The following is a 14,108-nucleotide window of genomic DNA, read 5'->3' as shown; positions in this document are numbered from 1 at the left end:
GCAAAGAATAAATTTATTTTTTAAATTCAGAACGTATGTTTGTAATTATTTTAGCACACTTAAGAAATAATTACGAACGCTTGTTCATTTTATTGGAATAAAAAAACTTCCTACCAATAATGATAGGAAGTGATGATTATTTTCTTTTATTCATACCACGCCACACCTTCCGCTTGCCAACCAGCTTGAACTAAGTGATCTCGCTCGCCAACATTTTCAGTGTAGTGGTGCGCGCCTGCTTTTGCGTTCGGATTATATAAACGGTAAACGGGTGTCAGTGCCTTTTCAGCTAAGGTGAATGCCGCTGGATCATAAGCGTAAAAACTGATCCCTTCCTCTTGCCAACCAGTAGCTACTAATGCTTGGACCTCACTGGCACTAGTCGTGTAATGATGATCCCCTGCATTCGGATTATAAACACGATAAACCGGCAACCCGATCGTCGTTGCCTCAAACCCTACCGCTTCATTTTGCCAACCGCTTGTGATTAATTGATTTTTTTCAGCGGCGGCTCGCGTATAAAAATGTTCACCCGAATTCGGATTATATAAACGGAAAACTGCCTCAGTCGGTGCTTTAATGATAATACTGCAAAATCGATTGCAATCAGAACGAACAAATTCGGCACCGGGAAATTTCTGATTTAAAGCATCCAGGGTCGCATCTGACAAATCAAAAGACGCACCAAATGCTGCTCGACCTGGACTTTTCGCTTGCCAGTGTCCGTCACTTGTCATGGTCGCGATCTCTGGTGTTCGACTGTAAAAATGAATCGTCCCCGTAGCCGGAACGCCTTGGATCGGTTGGACTCGGTACCCAATCGTTCCTTGTTCACCGACTAAAGCGGTCTTCGGTACTTGTTCAAAAGTGACTTCCGGATTGACATCGATGGTTTCTGCTACTGTTTTCTAAGGAAAGCTCATGAGTAGCAGCAACAAACCTACAACAAGCAAAATGAAGCAAGTGTAACGATTTTTTACTTTTTTCTCCATCCCAACTCACTCCTCATGGAACAAAATTCTTGTTCACGCATTTATTCTAACAAATTTTCCAGCCAGGAGTTAGTAACTCCACTTATCTGAACTGATAACGACAAAAACTATCATCACAAGAAACAACGCAACGTTGAGCGAATTTTTTTCGACTCAATAAAGATTTGAGTCAACGTTTTCGCAAAAAAAGTAGGCAGGTCCAATTGGGGTTGGTATACTGAAAAAAACTGGAGGTGAACGAGATGCTTAAGATCGGTCAGACATTGAAATATTATCGGCAAAAGCAACACTTGACCCAAAAACAAGTCGCAGAAAAACTTCATATCACGCCTCAAACCGTTTCCAAATGGGAGTTAGATAAAAGCTATCCTGATCTAGATCAATTCGTAGCTCTCAGTCAACTTTTTCACGTGAATGTCAAACGCTTACTAGAAGAGCCTAAACCGAGTTTGTTCGATTATTTGGCCGACTCACAAAATCTTTGGTCAGCCTTTGATCATCATCCGATTGCAGGAGGTGAACGAAATGACCGGCGCTAAACTTGATCGACTGATCTTGGTTTTGTATAACTTATGCGGCTTAGCATTGCTGGTAGTGGCAAAGACAGGCATTGGACCAGTCAACTATGTCCCTATCTGGGTACGGATTGGAACAGGAATTTTATTTACAGCTTTACTTTTTGCGCAGCTCTGGCGAACAAAATTGCGTAAAAAAGGACAGTAAATTTAACCGTTGATTATAGGAAAAACAACTCTCTACTCACCATACTTACCTAAACAACAATCCCCAATTATTATTGATGACAAAAAAATAACTTTTTCTTCCACCTTGAAAATAAATTTATTCTTAATTCCCAAGAAGCAGTTAGCCATTCAAATGTAGAATAAAATACAAATTAGTTTTTTCAATACGTTTTTCGCTCACTCCACAAACATAAACTAGCAGACTGACGTTTTTTTAATTTCTTTATTTTTAGTTAAGGAGATTACATTGTTGTTACAAAAGACTTTATTTTGTTACATTCGATGCTATACTGTAAAAAAATAAAAAAACAATAAAGGTGATTAAACATATGAAAAAAATTAGTTTGCTTATGGCATTAGCCGGCTTATTCCTCTTCTCAGCTTGTGGAAATTCGAATGATGAATCTAGTTCAACTGCCTCAACTGAAACCAAACAAAGCAACACTATAAATTCTAGTCAATCAACAAGCTCTTCAGTTGTCGAGTCAACAGAGAGCACAGTTATTTCTTCTTCCAGTACACTAGAACAGACGAGCCAATCAGAAACTATCACCAGTATGACTGCTAGCGAGGCTAGTACACCTGCTAGTACACCTGTCGAAGCGACACAACAAAGTACAGCGGACAGTCAAACGAGTGAAACTGAATCAGTCGCTCCCGTGCAAGACACAGTCGAGACAACGACGAATGTCGAACCGACTGCTGCGGAAACTCCAGCTGTTGTGGTAAGCAGTGAAGATCAAGCTTTAGCTGCGATCCATGCCGCTCAACCCGAAACAGCTAACGATGATATCGTGTTACGCTTTTATCAAATGATCGGTTCAGATTATTTATTTGATGCTGAAAGCAAACAGCTCGCGCAACATGGCGGCACCGGCTCAGTTGGTTTTTACCGTGTTTCGACTGATGGCAGTGTTCGCGTGACAAATGCTTACGGAAATTAAGACATGAAGTAAAGACCAGTAAAAGCAAGTTGCGACTTGGCTTTACTGGTCTTTTTTTTATCCGATTTTTATTGGGCAGCGGTCGTTGAATACCAACCGATTCCTTCATCACGCCAACCGAGTTTGACTAAGTTATCACGTTCGGCAGCACTCACCGTGTAATGGTGGCTATCTTCTGTCGCGGGTGCATAAGGATTGTAGACCCGATAAACTGGGATTGTCCCACCTGATTGCCAACCGATTCCTTCATTGTTCCAGCCAACTTGGACTAAATTATCCCGCTCTGCAACACTCACAGTATAATGGTGACGTCCGTTGTTAGGATTATATAAACGATAGACTGGTGTCCCTTTGTCTGGTGCGACCCAGCCAATTCCTTCATTATTCCAACCTAAGCTGATCAAGTTGTCAGCTTCAGCTTTATTTTGCGTGAAATGATGTTTGCCACCATACGGGTTGTACAAGCGATAAATGTTGTGAGTCACTTCTTTTTGACCGCTGTTACCACCTGGATTCGTACCTGGTGTATTACCGGATTGATCATCACTAATGATTCGACGAGCAAAATCAGGTTTCCAATATTGCATGTTCGTTACTTTTACAACGTCACCAGGTTCAGGCGCGTAGATCATTTGCCCGTTGCCAATGTAGATCGTTACACTATATGTTTGGCCACGCTTGCCATAAAACAGCAAATCACCTGGTTTCAAACTAGCCAAGCTTACATCTTCACCTTTTGTTTCTTGTTGGATCGTAGCTCGAGGTAAGTCGATGTTTGCTGCTTGTTTGAAAACATATTGAACGAAGCCGGAACTATCAAAGCCCGTTGTCGGAGAGTTACCGCCAGTTTCAAACTTCACACCTTTTTGTTTCAGTGCTTCTGTAACAACAGCGTTTCGTAGATCATCCGCAGTTTGAGTCTTCGCACCATCACGTTTCATCCCCGCGCTCATGATAATCTCAGGGTTAGGTGTTACACTGGCTAGTTTTGGTTGTTGCACCATGGCATTAAATTGCGCTTCCGTATAACCGGCTTGCAAGGCTTTTTGTTTTTCTGAAGCTAGATTCGTGGTCAGCTGAGTCTGAGCTGGTGCTTGCTGGGCTGCTTGGACCAACACGCCACCACTAGCCAGGCTAGCTAACACTAAGCCACTGTATGCGACTGTTTTAAATTTTTTCATATTCCTCAGCATCCTTCTATTTCGTTCTCATATTTCTCATTTATTATACAAATGTTGCTATAATATTACAACCATATTTCTAAAAGATTGCGGAAAATAAGAATTTTTTTACTTTCAGAAATATCTTTTGAAATTTTTTGCTAAAAAAAGAAAACGAGAGCGTTGAGAAAAGTTGTATCATCTTTTCCCGACGCTCTCTTTACGATAAACACTTTTTTTAAATCTAACTCCCAATAACACCGATGAAACTCTTTCAAACCCTAAGATCATTATAGTCAACTCTCGTAAAAAAAGTGGCTAAAATTCCTAAATGACCGCTTTGGATTCCTAAACGATCGAATCAGTTTTCCAACATACTTCCTCACTGCAATTTTTAGCTAAATTCACAAAATAAGAGCACCAGAAAAGTTGCATCATCTTTTCTAGTGCTCCTTCTAGTGTTAAACACTTATTTAAAATTTAACTCCCAATAATGCCGATGAAACTCTTAATTCAAACCCTGAGACCATTATAACTATCCCAGCCAAAAAAGGTGTCAAAATTTCATAAATCATCGTTTTGGGTTCATGAACGATAAAATGATTTTTTATTTTAAAAGAAAAAAACTGCCGACTCTAACAAGCCGACAGTTCGAAAATTATTTGATCGCAAATTCGTTGAAACTAATGCCTTCACTTTTCCAACCGACTTTGACCAGCGAATCGCGTTCACTAGCACTCAATGTAAAATGATGGGCACCAGATTTGGCATTTGGATTGTATAAACGATAGACAGGGACGCTACCCTTTTCATCTTTATTTGCAGCGGGGAAACCAACTTGATCATTGCTCCAGCCAAGTTTCATCAAATTTGTGACCTCTGCATTACTATCGGTATAATGATGATCACCGGCATTTGGATTATACAGCCGCGTTACAAACGGACGCTCAAAGTTATTATCCGCTGGAACAGCCCAAGACATCCCTTCATCTTTCCAGCCAAAATTGATCAATGTTTTTTCTTCAAATTCACTTGGTGTATACAAATGTTCGCCTGAATTAGGATTATAAACTCGATAAATATAATTCTTGGCATCCGTTGTCGCCGCATGGGATTTTACACTTGTTCCTAAGACTGCCACTGTTCCGAATGATAATGATACTGCGACCACACTTAAAAATCTTTTCATGTCGATTCTTCTTTCTCAAAATAATTTACTTATGCACATGATAGAACTTTCTTTGCATAGCTTATTCGATACCCAAACCTCTTTCCAATGTTTTATGATTGCCAACTTATTATAACTCTAGTTTTTTATTTTAGTAGCGTCTCCTCTTCAATAATTTGTTTTAAATCATGAATAACTATTTTCAATTCATCAATAGCTTTTCTTAGTTCATCAACGGCTCCTAAAAATTCGTTAACACCCTATTTATTTACAACTATTTTTTCTATTCCTATTTAAATACTTCACTTTGATTCCATTTGAGTCAGCTATCATGATGTCAAAATACAATTTCACAAGCTAAATACCTCTTTCACGAATCCAAAACCACCTTTTATGAACTATAAACCCTATTTTTATGAATCTGTTGTAAGATATTTTACGAAAGGAGGTTCTTATGGAAAATTTTGCTGAAAAAGTAACGAACCGCGTTGCTGCTGGAATACCTGCTAGTGAAAAAGAAAAGATCGCATTGACCTTTGTCATTCAAACATTGTTGATCAATGTTCCTAAAGTCGTTTCTTTTCTCTTATTAGCCTGGATCACTCACTCGCTTTTTGCGACCATCGTTACTTATGTAAGCTTTTTAGCCTTGCGCATTTTCATCACCGGTTACCACGCACTTTCTGATGCGCAATGTTTCGTCCTGACGATGATCACTTTTTGGTTCGTGCCATGGCTTTTTACTTTGACTAGCTTAACTATTCCATTGGTCGTAAAAGTTGTAGTCACACTCTTTGCCGGTTTCGCAATCGTCAAATACGGTGCACAAGGAACTAAACTCAATCCCATCGCACCTTCTCAGCAAAAAAAGCGGAAGGTCAAAGCACTCATCTCGTTGAGTCTACTGACAATACTCAGTTTAGTACCATTATTTACCTCCGCGGCTCTCTTTATTGCGCTTGGGATTTTAACCGCTGCAACACGCATCTTACCAATTACCGAAAAAATTTTTATTAGAATGGGGAAATTAAAATGAAACCAACTGTAAAACGTGCTATTATGAAATCCGCAATCGTCTTAAGTCAATTGTTTATCTTTTTTGGTTGTTGGGGATTTGATTATGAAATCAAGATTCCAGATGAACTAAATAAGGAGTAGGAGAATTTTGGAATATTTTTTAATCGTTGCTTCACAATTATTTGCCCACAGTCTTAATATGCTGATCTTAAAACGCGGACCAGGAAAAAAATGGTGGTTTTGGCTATTAAATATTGCCGGCTCTTTTTTCTTTAGTTGGCTACTGACTGCCATCGGTTTTATTTCCGTCATACCAACTTATTTTTTCCAATTAGGCTTATTTTACTTTGCTTCGAATAAAGACAAAGAGTATTTCTATCTCGTCCCGCTCGGCTTGATCTTAGGTGTGCTGGGAGATTACTTCTCTAACTTTATTTCATTGATGGCGTTTAATCGACTAGTCTTAGATAATAGTTTGAATGGAGCGATTCCACATTTGCTAGTGGCGTATGCTTTTGCGCTCATCGTGGCTTGGCTCATCCGCCGTTTCTTTTCACGACGATTGACTTTTTTGCCACATCCGGTTTTGATCGGTGCAACTAACTTATTGCTATGGACATATTATTTACTGATCTTCGTTGATCGCATGAATGCGACTGTCGCAACAAATCATAAGTTAGAAACTTTATTTTTCGCATTGTATTCAATCATCTTGCTAGCAGTGCTACACAACTACAGCCGAACATTGGAAGCGCGGTACACGAAAAAAACAATCGAGTTGCAAGAAGACTATATTAAAAGATTGGAAGCCAGTTATCAGCAACTGCGGACATTCAAACATGATTACCGCAATATTTTGTACACACTGAATGCCTACATTGAAGAAGAAGACTTAGCTGGTTTGAAGCAGTATTATCAAAAAAATATTCTACCGACTAATCTCGCGTTAGAAGATCGGCCGGTGGATCTGAATCCTTTAGCGAATTTAGAACCACTGAACTTACGTAGTTTTTTAATGGTCAAACTAATGGAAGCTTCGACAAAAAATATCAAAGTCAAACTAGCCATTCCTGATAAGATCACGATCAAAAATAGTTTGATCGTGGATCTTTCAGAAGCGCTAGGAATTATTTTAGACAACGCCACGGAAGAGATGACCGCCAATCAGTCGCATGAAGCGTTGATCGTCCAATTTCTCACGGATCCAAAAAAAATCACGATCACAGTCAAAAATCCTACTCCAACGGAACTCCCTTTGCATCAATTAAAAATGCAGCATTTTACTACAAAAGGTGCAGACCGAGGCAATGGATTGACGATTTTAGATCAGGTCATCAATCGCAATCCGCATTTGAGTTTGAGCACCAAATTGGTTGAACAAGAATTTACTCAGCGGATCACTATTAAATAGGAAGGAAGAACTCCGATGGTACCGATTTATATTTGTGAAGACAGCGCCGTCCAACGTCGGCAATTTGAAAAGATCATCCGCAACTTTGTCATGATCAACCAATTAGACAGCCAGATCGTGTTGGCTACTGAAAGTGCGAATGAACTCGTTTCAGTCTTTACAAAACGCAAAGATGATTTTGCAATCGTCTTTTTAGATATCGAATTAGCTGGTGTGGAACGTTCTGGGATCGAAGTCGCCAATGAGCTGAAACAATTACAGCCGGCGATCAAAATTATTTTTATTTCCAGCCACGACGAATTTGCTTTAGATATCCACAAACTACATATTGAAGCCTATGATTTTATCCAAAAAGCGGATAGCGAGACGGTGCGGCAAAATATCGAACAAGTCTTGACCGAGCTTTTGCGCAACAAAAAAAGCGAGCCGCAATCCAATGAGATCGTTAAGCTAGCTTTTGATGATGAGATTCGGTTTTATCCATTGAGTGACATCCAATATTTTTGTACCATCCCGGGTCAGCCTCATAAACTAGAAGCTCATTTGACGCACGAGACATTTCAATTTTATGGCAAGTTGAAACAATTGTCTGAACGCAATCCGGCACTGATTCGCAGTCACCGTGCTTACGTTGTTAATTTGAACAATATCCGCTCGGTCAATAAGAAAAACAAAACGATCGTGCTGGCAAATGATGAAAAGATCCCCGTGTCACTGACAAAAATCAAACAATTTCTTTAAAGCCGATCGCGCTGTGCTGGTCGGTTTTTTTGTTTGAAAAATGAAGTCAGCACACCGCTCGTAAACCGCAATGACCAGTGAGCTGACTAAAAGTCTATTGTTCGATGATCGTAACCGTCACATTGCGTCGTCCCCATTGAATACATTGTTCAACTGTTGGAAAATGCACATCAACGATATTTCCCTTGATCGCACCGCCCGTATCACCAGCGATCGCAATCCCATAACCGGAAACTTCGACCATCGAACCTAATGGAATGACGTTTGGATCGACCGCGACGACCATCGGATTTTGGCGCAAGTCAATCCCCATCGCCGTCCAAAAAGTATTGACTGATTCAGCACAAGAATAGGCCGTGGATTGCATTTGCATCGTTTTCCCACGTGTGATCGGAGTTGCGACCGTTGGCAGCGCAGGTGTTGCCTTGGCTGTACTACTCGTTGCAGTTTCCGCAGCTGGTGCGGTGCTGCTTGCCATAGTGCTGGAATCCTTTGCCGCACTTGAGCTTTCAACAGTTTTAGCTGCTTTTTCCCGCGCGGCTTCTTCGGCTTGTTTCGCCTCTTTTTCCGCTTGCTCTTGACGGGCTTTTTCAGCTTCGAGGCGAGCTTGCTCGACTTCTTTATCTTCACTGATCTTTTGCAAATCAGCTTGTTTTGCTTGCAGCTGTTCTTTTAGCTGTGTTAATTGATCATTTAAGCTATCGCTTTCTTTTTGCAGTTGTTCTTCATTTTTCTTCAATTCAGTTTGCGTCTGTTCTTGTTTTTTCGCTAGATTCGTTAATTTCGTCTGCTCATCACTCAAATCTTTGATCTTATCTTGTTCAGATTGTTGGAGCATGCTCATCGTAAACGTTCGATGAAGCAATTCATTGAAATCTCTTGCGTCTAACAAGGCTGTCAAAACTGTTTGATTTGCTCCATTCAACTGGATGCTTTGCAAGCGTTGAGCAACGATTTTTTTTCGTTGTTCAAGATCAGCTTGTGTTTGCTGAACTTGTGTTTTCGTTTTTTTCAATATCGTCTCATTGGCTAAGACTTTCTTTTTCACTTCGCTGACTGCTTGGTATTTTTCATTGATAGCTGTCAGGGCTTGTTCGAGATCATGACTGATCTGCTGACTTTCTTGCTGGATGCTCGCTTCTTTTTGATTCAACGTATCCAATGATTCAGCCTGTGTGACAAGTGGCATCCCCATGCCTAAACTGATAGCTAATAACCCGAGCACTACTTTTTTCTTCATTTTTTCTCTCCTCTCAATTCTTTGACTAATGCTCGCACATCATCTAACGAGCCTTTGATTTCTTTGGTTTTCATATTCGGAAAGCCATTTAAAAATCGGCGCTCTTGAAAATTCAACTGTGGCAGATTTTTCGTGATCTCTGGATGTTCTTTCAAATCATTCAACCAATCCAAACGCGCTTTTTGTCGAGCTTTCAATTGTTCTAACCGTTCGGCGTGCGTGGCTAGATCCAGTCGAACTTTTTGTTTGCGACTTTCGATCGTTTGACTCAACTCGGCCATGCGCCGGCGCAGTGAAGCAACATTGGCTAAAGTAAAGCCTAGATCAAAACTCATCAACATAAGTAAGATCAGCGGTAAAAAAATTCCAAACCGAGCCACCTTTGCGTAAACCCACGCCACTAATTCAGGATTGATGATTTTGACGATAAAAACACACGCTACACCCCAAAAGATCGAAACCGGAACGGCTACACGTCCATTGATGTTCAGCGGTACTTTTTTATAATCCCACAAGGTCAGGTGGAAAAGTTTTTCCAATAAAAAACTCGTGACATACTCTAACGTGGTGACTAACAGCAAAGCCAGTAAAAATAAAAGCGCCAGATTATTTTGATAGGGTTCGATCAAGTACAACACACCTAACACCCCAAAGCCATAGATTGGCGTGATGGGACCTAATAAAAAACCGCGGTAAACAAAATGCCGCGCTTTTAATGAACAATAGATCGTCTCCCAGACCCAACCGATAAAAGCATAGCAAAAAAATAGTAAGACGATCCGGCTAAATGTTTCTTCCATAAAATTCGCCCCTTCTATCTAATTGTATCAGACATTTCGGTTTTCACAGAGCAATATCTCTAAAAGTGAGCTACAATAAGGAAAGCTGGTGAGTTTTTATTCAAAGCTCACTTGTGTACCTATTTAAAGGAAGGAAGTTTTACATGGTTCGGCTGTTACATTATGCCCGCTCATACCGGAAACAAATCATTTTAGGTCCGGTCTTTAAATTTTTAGAAGCAGTCTTTGAATTGATTTTGCCGCTTTTTATGGCGCGCTTAGTCGATGAAGGGATCGCCCAACATTCCCAAACTAAAGTCATTGAAATGACCGTGTGGATCTTTGCCTTATCTCTTGTCGGCTTGGTGTGCGCATTGATCTGCCAATACTACGCTTCGATCGCCTCACAAGGTTTTGGTACGGAGCTACGAAATCGTTTGCTGGAAAAGATCAATGCGTTTTCCCATTATGAATTGAATGACTTTGGGACTGATACATTGATTACCCGATTGACAAACGATGTCAACCAACTCCAACAAGCACTAGCCATGTTGATCCGGTTAGTGGTCCGAGCACCGTTTTTGAGTATCGGTTCCGTGATCATGGCCTTTGTGATCGACTGGCAAATGGGCTTGATTTTCTTGCTGCTGTTGCCGCTATTTTGTCTCGTCTTATTTTTGATCATCCACTACTCCGTGCCACTGTATAAAAAAGTCCAAAGACAGCTAGATCATTTGAATGAACTCGTCGCGCAAAATTTAAGTGGGGTTCGGGTGATCCGGGCTTTTGCTCGGCGCAATACCGAAAGTGCGGCCTTTAAACACGCCGCCGATGAGCAGTCTCGATTGAACCAGCGTGTCGCTAACATCTCTGCTTTATTGAGTCCGGCCACCACCTTGATCATGAATGTCGGCATCGTGGTCTTGCTTTATCTTGGTGGCTTCAAAGTCTTTGCCGGGACATTAAAACCAGGCCAAGTCTTAGCTTTGATCAATTATATGAATCAGATGCTCTTAGCTTTGATCGTCGTTTCAAATCTAGTCGTGCTGTTCACTCGAGCAGCGGCTTCTGCCAATCGTGTCAATCAAGTATTTGATACACAAGTAGAATTAACCGCCCCGCAAATACCGGTAACACCGCAAGAAAATGCACCACTAGTCTCATTTTCTCACGTGGATTTTCGATATACAGAAAAATCAGGACTAGCTCTAGCTGACATCTCTTTTACGTTGAAGAAAAATCAGCTGCTGGGGATCACCGGCATGACCGGAAGTGGCAAGTCAACTTTGATCCAATTGATCCCGCGTTTTTATGATGTCTCTAGCGGTGAGATCGCATTTTTAGGTCACAATGTCACCGAGTGGCCGTTTGCTCAACTGCGCCAAAAAATCGCGCTAGTCCCTCAAACCGCTGTCTTATTTACTGGAACGATCCGAGAAAATCTACAGTGGGGCAAACCAAATGCTACCGATGACGACTGTTGGCAAGCTTTAACAACAGCGCAAGCAGCCGACTTTGTAGCGAATTTACCTGAAAAACTGGACACGCCGATCTTAGAAAACGGGAAAAATTTTTCCGGTGGTCAGCGCCAACGTTTGACGATCGCCCGCGCCTTGATCGCTAAACCTGAGCTGTTAATTTTAGATGATTCACTGTCTGCACTAGATTATCAGACTGACCTTGATTTGCGGACCGCGCTGAAAAAAGAACTGGATTGCGGCGTGATCATCATTTCGCAACGGTTGCGCTCGATCCAAGCCAGTGACGCGATCTTATTATTAGCAGATGGCAAATTAGCGGGACGTGGAACCCATGCCGAATTATTAGCTCAGTCGCCTGAGTATCGCGAACTAGTTGCTTCACAGGAAGAAGGTGCGTCCCATGCCTAGAAGAAACTTTTTCCGTTCGTTGAAATTGTTCATTCCCTATTTAGCCCAATATCCTAAGCAACTCGTCTTAGCCGTTTTATTAGGGATCGCAAGCGGTGTGACTTCGGTTGCCATGACCTATTACATCGGAGTCTCCGTCGATCAAATGGTCGGACAAGGCCGCGTTGACTTTCAGCATTTAACCACGATCTTAAAATTATTCGTCGGCTTATTTCTAGTGACCGTCATCAGTCAATATTTCATCCAACGTTTGGGAAATAAAGTCGCGTTTGACTCAGTCGCTAAATTGCGGGATGAAACGTTTCAACATTTGAATCAGCTCCCGTTGCGTTTTTACGACCAGACTGCTCATGGGGATATCGTCAGCCGCTTCACCAATGACATGGATAATATTTCCACTGCAGTTTCCGCGGTCTTCAACCAAGTTTTTTCTGGAATGACTGTGGTGGTGGTCGCTTTGATTTTCATGTTGTACTTGAGCCCGCTGTTGACGCTCGTAGTCTTAGTGGCGACACCGCTGATTTTTTTACTGACTTATCTCGTCGCGCAAAATTCGCAACAACATTTTGCACGCCAACAACAACTCGTTGGCTCCCTCTCCAGTTTTATCACTGAGATGATCGGCAATCAAAAAATCGTCAAAGCCTTTCAACGCGAATCAGTCAATCAGCAACAATTTGAAGCAATGAACCAAGAACTATATGTTCGTGGGCAAAAAGCACAATTTGCTTCATCGTTGACCAATCCTTCTTCGCGCTTTGTCGATCATTTAGCCTATATGATGGTGGGACTGGTCGGTGGCTTGTTAGCCTTACAAGGACACAGCGGCGTCACGATCGGGATTATTTCTAGTTTCACGATTTACTCCAGTCAATTTACGAAACCATTCATCGAATTGTCAGGAATCACGATCCAACTTCAAACAGCCGTTGCCGGACTTGATCGAGCGTTTGAGTTATTGAAACAACCAGTGGAACAAGCTGATGCACCAGGCGCAAAAGTGTTGACCGCGCCACAAGGTCAAGTCGTCTTTTCTCATGTCGATTTTAGTTACGTCAAAGATCAACCGCTGATCCAAGATTTTAATTTGACAGTCGCACCCGGTGAAACAATCGCAATCGTAGGAAAAACCGGTGCTGGTAAGTCTACTCTGGTTAATTTGTTGATGCGTTTTTATGAGATCGATGCCGGTTCCATCACGATCGATGGCACTGATATTCGCCAGCTGACTCGGGATAGTTTGCGGCAACAATTCGGGATGGTCTTACAAGAGACATGGTTGATGGATGCTAGCTTGCGGGCAAATTTACGTTACGGCCGGAAAGAAGCAACGGATGAAGAGATCTACGCTGCCTTAAAAGCTGCCTACATGTACGAGTTCGTCATGCGGCTACCCGAAAAACTCGATACTGTGATTGGAACTTCCGGCTTGAAAATCTCAGACGGGCAACGCCAATTACTGACGATTGCTCGGACGATGATCAGCCGACCAAAAATGTTGATCTTAGATGAAGCGACAAGTTCGGTTGATACGTTGACCGAGCGCAAGATCCAAAACGCGTTTCTGACGATGATGCAAGGACACACGAGTTTTGTGATCGCTCACCGCTTGGCTACGATCCAAACCGCCGACCAAATCCTCGTCTTAGATCAAGGTCATATCGTTGAGATTGGCACCCACACTGAGCTATTAAAAAAAGGCGGCTACTACAAACGCCTCTATGAAGCACAGTTTGAAAATTAAACTGATCTATACGCAAAAGCGTCGCGACTTAAGCTAAAGTAACCCTACCGTCAGAGACACAAAATAAAAAAATAGATAAAAGCAGAATAACTCTTTTAGACTTTCGTCGCGAAAAAGTTGCTAACCAAAAAAGGCCTTCCGATTCGGAAGGTCTCAGACTGTAGACAAAGTCATGAAAATGACTTAAGTTTACAGTCTTTTTTTGGTATAATATAAGTAACAAATACAGTAATATCAAGGGGTTGATCTTATGATGAGCAGACGTACGAAGGACTCTAGA

13 protein-coding genes are annotated in these 14,108 nt (G+C 41.5%); 8 read left to right on the top strand and 5 right to left on the bottom strand.

Translation table 11 applies throughout. The features are described 5' to 3' along the window. Positions 1-146: 146 nt before the first annotated feature. Positions 147-737: a hypothetical protein gene (locus GVJ38_RS11770; RefSeq protein ID WP_159723349.1), complete on the bottom strand. Its 591-nt coding sequence runs from the start codon at positions 735-737 to the stop codon at positions 147-149. A 497-nt stretch (positions 738-1,234) separates the two neighbouring features. Between GVJ38_RS11770 and GVJ38_RS11765 the strand changes: the two genes are divergently transcribed. The 3 genes from GVJ38_RS11765 (at position 1,235) to GVJ38_RS11755 (ending at position 2,679) form a co-directional block, all read left to right on the top strand. Then, positions 1,235-1,531 carry a helix-turn-helix domain-containing protein gene (locus GVJ38_RS11765; protein ID WP_159723348.1) on the top strand — a complete coding sequence of 99 codons (297 nt, stop codon included), beginning with the start codon at positions 1,235-1,237 and terminating at the stop codon, positions 1,529-1,531. Next, complete coding sequence (locus tag GVJ38_RS11760) at positions 1,518-1,715, top strand: hypothetical protein (RefSeq protein WP_159723347.1); 198 nt, start codon at positions 1,518-1,520, stop codon at positions 1,713-1,715. The genes GVJ38_RS11765 and GVJ38_RS11760 overlap by 14 nt, the downstream gene beginning before the upstream one ends. A 349-nt stretch (positions 1,716-2,064) precedes the next feature. Beyond that, complete coding sequence (locus GVJ38_RS11755) at positions 2,065-2,679, top strand: hypothetical protein (protein ID WP_159723346.1); 615 nt, start codon at positions 2,065-2,067, stop codon at positions 2,677-2,679. A 68-nt stretch (positions 2,680-2,747) separates the two neighbouring features. On the opposite strand, the gene GVJ38_RS11750 is transcribed toward GVJ38_RS11755, so the two are convergent. Then, positions 2,748-3,860: an NlpC/P60 family protein gene (locus GVJ38_RS11750; RefSeq protein ID WP_159723345.1), complete on the bottom strand. Its 1,113-nt coding sequence runs from the start codon at positions 3,858-3,860 to the stop codon at positions 2,748-2,750. A gap of 637 nt (positions 3,861-4,497) precedes the next feature. Continuing rightward, on the bottom strand, positions 4,498-5,028 hold the full coding sequence (locus GVJ38_RS11745; RefSeq protein WP_159723344.1) for a hypothetical protein: 531 nt from the start codon (positions 5,026-5,028) through the stop codon (positions 4,498-4,500). A 433-nt stretch (positions 5,029-5,461) separates the two neighbouring features. Between GVJ38_RS11745 and GVJ38_RS11740 the strand changes: the two genes are divergently transcribed. From GVJ38_RS11740 to GVJ38_RS11730, 3 genes are all read left to right on the top strand, one after another. Continuing rightward, on the top strand, positions 5,462-6,043 hold the full coding sequence (locus tag GVJ38_RS11740) for an accessory gene regulator B family protein (RefSeq protein ID WP_159723343.1): 582 nt from the start codon (positions 5,462-5,464) through the stop codon (positions 6,041-6,043). Between the two features lie 129 nt (positions 6,044-6,172). Further along, complete coding sequence (locus GVJ38_RS11735; protein WP_159723342.1) at positions 6,173-7,435, top strand: GHKL domain-containing protein; 1,263 nt, start codon at positions 6,173-6,175, stop codon at positions 7,433-7,435. A 15-nt stretch (positions 7,436-7,450) separates the two neighbouring features. Beyond that, positions 7,451-8,176, top strand: coding sequence for a LytR/AlgR family response regulator transcription factor (locus GVJ38_RS11730; protein WP_159723341.1), 726 nt, complete (start codon positions 7,451-7,453; stop codon positions 8,174-8,176). Positions 8,177-8,270: 94 nt separating this feature from the next. Here the strand turns inward: GVJ38_RS11730 and GVJ38_RS11725 are convergent, their stop codons facing one another. Next, positions 8,271-9,416: a 3D domain-containing protein gene (locus GVJ38_RS11725; RefSeq protein WP_159723340.1), complete on the bottom strand. Its 1,146-nt coding sequence runs from the start codon at positions 9,414-9,416 to the stop codon at positions 8,271-8,273. Next, on the bottom strand, positions 9,413-10,216 hold the full coding sequence (locus GVJ38_RS11720; protein WP_159723339.1) for a putative ABC transporter permease: 804 nt from the start codon (positions 10,214-10,216) through the stop codon (positions 9,413-9,415). The genes GVJ38_RS11725 and GVJ38_RS11720 overlap by 4 nt, the downstream gene beginning before the upstream one ends. A 143-nt stretch (positions 10,217-10,359) precedes the next feature. On the opposite strand from GVJ38_RS11720, the gene GVJ38_RS11715 reads away from it, so the two are divergent. Both GVJ38_RS11715 and GVJ38_RS11710 read left to right on the top strand, forming a co-directional pair. Beyond that, positions 10,360-12,084, top strand: coding sequence for an ABC transporter ATP-binding protein (locus tag GVJ38_RS11715; protein ID WP_159723338.1), 1,725 nt, complete (start codon positions 10,360-10,362; stop codon positions 12,082-12,084). Next, a complete protein-coding gene (locus GVJ38_RS11710) occupies positions 12,077-13,828 on the top strand; it encodes an ABC transporter ATP-binding protein (RefSeq protein WP_159723337.1) in 1,752 nt (583 codons plus the stop codon). The genes GVJ38_RS11715 and GVJ38_RS11710 overlap by 8 nt, the downstream gene beginning before the upstream one ends. Positions 13,829-14,108: the final 280 nt, after the last annotated feature.

The sequence above is a fragment of the Enterococcus sp. CSURQ0835 genome, assembly GCF_902706605.1.
In the GTDB taxonomy this organism is placed as follows: Bacteria; Bacillota; Bacilli; order Lactobacillales; family Enterococcaceae; genus Enterococcus_A.
Note: the sequence above shows the minus strand (reverse complement) of the source record. Positions and strands in the feature narration are given on the sequence as shown.

Excerpts from the sequence above, each read along its gene's own strand:
- GVJ38_RS11770 (WP_159723349.1), bottom strand. The coding sequence starts at position 737 with ATGACAAGTGACGGACACTGGCAAGCGAAAAGTCCAGGTCGAGCAGCA.
- GVJ38_RS11765 (WP_159723348.1), top strand. The coding sequence starts at position 1,235 with ATGCTTAAGATCGGTCAGACATTGAAATATTATCGGCAAAAGCAACAC.
- GVJ38_RS11760 (WP_159723347.1), top strand. The coding sequence starts at position 1,518 with ATGACCGGCGCTAAACTTGATCGACTGATCTTGGTTTTGTATAACTTA.
- GVJ38_RS11755 (WP_159723346.1), top strand. The coding sequence starts at position 2,065 with ATGAAAAAAATTAGTTTGCTTATGGCATTAGCCGGCTTATTCCTCTTC.
- GVJ38_RS11750 (WP_159723345.1), bottom strand. The coding sequence starts at position 3,860 with ATGAAAAAATTTAAAACAGTCGCATACAGTGGCTTAGTGTTAGCTAGC.
- GVJ38_RS11745 (WP_159723344.1), bottom strand. The coding sequence starts at position 5,028 with ATGAAAAGATTTTTAAGTGTGGTCGCAGTATCATTATCATTCGGAACA.
- GVJ38_RS11740 (WP_159723343.1), top strand. The coding sequence starts at position 5,462 with ATGGAAAATTTTGCTGAAAAAGTAACGAACCGCGTTGCTGCTGGAATA.
- GVJ38_RS11730 (WP_159723341.1), top strand. The coding sequence starts at position 7,451 with ATGGTACCGATTTATATTTGTGAAGACAGCGCCGTCCAACGTCGGCAA.
- GVJ38_RS11725 (WP_159723340.1), bottom strand. The coding sequence starts at position 9,416 with ATGAAGAAAAAAGTAGTGCTCGGGTTATTAGCTATCAGTTTAGGCATG.
- GVJ38_RS11720 (WP_159723339.1), bottom strand. The coding sequence starts at position 10,216 with ATGGAAGAAACATTTAGCCGGATCGTCTTACTATTTTTTTGCTATGCT.
- GVJ38_RS11715 (WP_159723338.1), top strand. The coding sequence starts at position 10,360 with ATGGTTCGGCTGTTACATTATGCCCGCTCATACCGGAAACAAATCATT.
- GVJ38_RS11710 (WP_159723337.1), top strand. The coding sequence starts at position 12,077 with ATGCCTAGAAGAAACTTTTTCCGTTCGTTGAAATTGTTCATTCCCTAT.